At 62.2% G+C, this 3,009-nt stretch carries 2 protein-coding genes; both read right to left on the bottom strand.

Annotated features, from left to right (window positions below; genetic code table 11):
- Nucleotides 1-1,487, bottom strand: a 1,487-nt coding sequence (locus ACXRVY_RS22320; RefSeq protein WP_458238260.1) for an efflux RND transporter permease subunit, incomplete at its 3' end; no start/stop codon positions are given.
- On the bottom strand, nucleotides 1,484-2,800 hold the full coding sequence (locus ACXRVY_RS22315) for an MdtA/MuxA family multidrug efflux RND transporter periplasmic adaptor subunit (RefSeq protein WP_458238259.1): 1,317 nt from the start codon (nucleotides 2,798-2,800) through the stop codon (nucleotides 1,484-1,486). The genes ACXRVY_RS22315 and ACXRVY_RS22320, both read right to left, overlap by 4 nt.
- Nucleotides 2,801-3,009 lie beyond the last annotated feature (209 nt).

Raw genomic sequence — 3,009 nt, 5'->3', positions numbered from 1 at the left:
TCCTTGGGTTCACGCTTGAGCAACCGCGCACACATCATCGGCGTCAGGGTCAGGGAAACCACCAGGGAAATCAGAATCGCCACCGCCAGGGTGATGGCAAATTCGCGGAATAGCCGCCCGACCACGTCCGCCATGAACAGCAGCGGGATCAGCACGGCGATCAGCGACAACGTCAGGGAAATCAACGTGAAACCGATCTGCCTGGCGCCCTTGAGCGCCGCGTTCAGCGGGCTGTCGCCCTCTTCGATGAAGCGCGCAATGTTTTCCAGCATGACGATCGCATCGTCTACCACGAAGCCGGTGGCGATGGTCAGGGCCATCAGGGTCAGGTTGTTGACCGAGAACCCCGCCAGGTACATCACGCCGAACGTACCGATCAACGACAGCGGCACGGCCACCGACGGAATGATCGTGGCACTGGCGCGGCGCAGGAACAGAAAGGTGACCATCACCACCAGGGCGATGGCGATCAGCAATTCGTGCTGCACGTCCTTGACCGAGGCGCGGATGGTCTGGGTGCGGTCGGTCAGCACGACCACGTCGAGGCCGGCCGGCAGGTTGTCGGTGATGCTCGGCAGCAGGGCCTTGATCCGGTCCACCACCTCGATCACGTTGGCGCCGGGCTGACGCTGGATATTCAGCAGCACGGCCTGGTTTTCGTTGGCCCACGCAGCGAGACGTTCGTTCTCGGCGCCGTCGACGATTTCTGCCACGTCCTTGAGCCGCAACGGCGCGCCGTTGGCGTAGGCCAGGATCAGATTGGCGTAATCCTTGGGCGACGTCAGTTGATCGTTGGCATCGAGCATCGAAACCCGGGTCGGGCCGTCGAAGTTGCCCTTGGGCTGGTTGACGTTGGACGCCCCGATCAGGGTGCGCACGTCCGACAGATTCAAGCCATTGGCCGCCAGGGCCTCAGGGTTGACCTTGATCCGCACGGCCTGGCGCTGGCCGCCGGCAATGCTGACCATGCCGACACCGCTGATCTGGGCGATTTTCTGCGCCATGCGGGTGTCGACCAGGTCGTTGAGCTTGGGCAACAGCATGGTCTTGGAGGTAATCGCAAGGGTCAGCACCGGCGTGTCGGCCGGGTTGACCTTGTTGTACACCGGCGGTGCCGGCAGGTCCTTGGGCAGCAAGTTGGTCGCGGCGTTGATCGCCGCCTGAACTTGTTGCTCGGCCACGTCCATGTTGATGTCGAGGCTGAACCGCAGGGTCAGCACCGACGCCCCACCGGAACTGGTGGAGGCCATTTGCGTCAGGCCGGGCATTTGCCCGAACTGCCGCTCAAGCGGCGCGGTTACCGCGCTGGTCATGACATCCGGGCTGGCGCCGGGATATAGCGTCATGACGCGAATGGTCGGGTAGTCGACCTGAGGCAGCGCCGAAACCGGCAGCAACCGATAAGCGATCACACCGGCCAGAATAATCGCCAGCATGCTCAGCGTGGTGGCTACCGGGCGAAGGATGAACAGCCGCGAGAGATTCATGCGCCGCCCTTTTTCGCCTTGTCGGTGGTCGCAGGCGTTGCCGCGTCGGCCGCCGACTTGCCTTGCAGGTGTTCGGTTGGCGTGGCCGGCACGTCCTGGCTGTCGTTGACCACCTCCACCTCACTGCCGTCCTTCAGACGGTCGGTGCCTTCCAACACGACCCGCTCGCCCGCCGACAGGCCTTCGGTGACCACGGTGTTCACGCCATCGCTGGCGCCGACTTTCAACTGACGGATCTTGACCTTCTTGTCACCGTCCAGGGCATATACGAACGTGCCGTTGGTGCCGAACTGGATCGCGGCGGAAGGCGCGAGCACTACGTCCTTGAGGGTGTCGGCCAACAGGCGCACATTGACGAACTGGTTGGGAAACAGCGACTGATCGCGGTTCTCGTAACGGGCCTTGAATTTCAGGGTGCCGGTGGTGACGTCGATCTGGTTGTCCAGGCTCTGCAACACGCCAGTGGCTTGCAATTTGGTATCACCGCGATCCCAGGCTTCAGCCGGCAGTTTGGCGCCGCTGCGATAACGGGCGAGTACGGTGTCGAGGCTGTTTTCCGGAAGAGTGAAGGCCACGCTGATCGGTTGGGTCTGGGTGATGATCGCCAATGCGGTGGTGTCGTTGGCCGCTACCAGGTTGCCGACGTCCAGTTGACGCAGGCCGACGCGACCGGTGATCGGTGCGCGGATCTTGGTGAATTCGAGGTTGAGCCTGGCGTCGTTGACCGCTGCCTGATTGGTCTTGACCGTGCCCTGGAACTGACCGACCAGCGCTTCGGCGGTATCCAGGGTCTGCTTGGCAATACTGTCTTCGCGGTACAGGCCGCGATAGCGCTCGACGTCGACCTGGGCGTTTTTCAGCTGCGCCTGATTCTGCAGCAAGGTGCCTTCGGCCTGAAGCAAGGCGTTCTGGTAGGGGCGCGRGTCGATTTCGGCCAACAGGTCGCCAGCCTTGACCATCTGCCCTTCTTCGAAAGAGATCTTGACCAGCTCACCGCCGACGCGGCTGCGGACATTGATGGTATTCAGCGCCGTGACCGTGCCCAGCGCCTTGAAGTACAGAGGGAAATCGCCGGTGACTGCCGGAGCCACTCGCACCGGTACCGGCCCGGACGCCCCGCCGAATCCAGGTCGCATTCCGCCTGACCTGCCGGTATGCCCGGCGACGGCTTTCTGCCCCGCAGCCTCTTTGGACGCAGCGCTGCCGGGCCAGAATTTCCAGCACAGGGCGGCGATGACCAACAGGACTAGCAGGCCGAACAGCCAGCRACGAGGACTACGGGAAGCGGAGGATTGCATTGAGTGATCAACCATTGGGCGCGTGGGCTTTTTTTACATGAGGCTGAACGATAAGCACTGGCGGGTTTTAAGCAAAGCGCCTTTACCGGCAATTTACCTTCGGCTTACGTAACTGGAGTTTTCTGTAAGACACTGAAGCACAAATGAAAACGACCTGGACAGAGGGGGGCGATCTTAATTGATTTCCACGCCGCGCCGGGCCTGCTGTTGTGCAGGGCAAGGCG

It is taken from the genome of Pseudomonas sp. P5_A2_2, from assembly GCF_054177685.1.
Note: the sequence above shows the minus strand (reverse complement) of the source record. Positions and strands in the feature narration are given on the sequence as shown.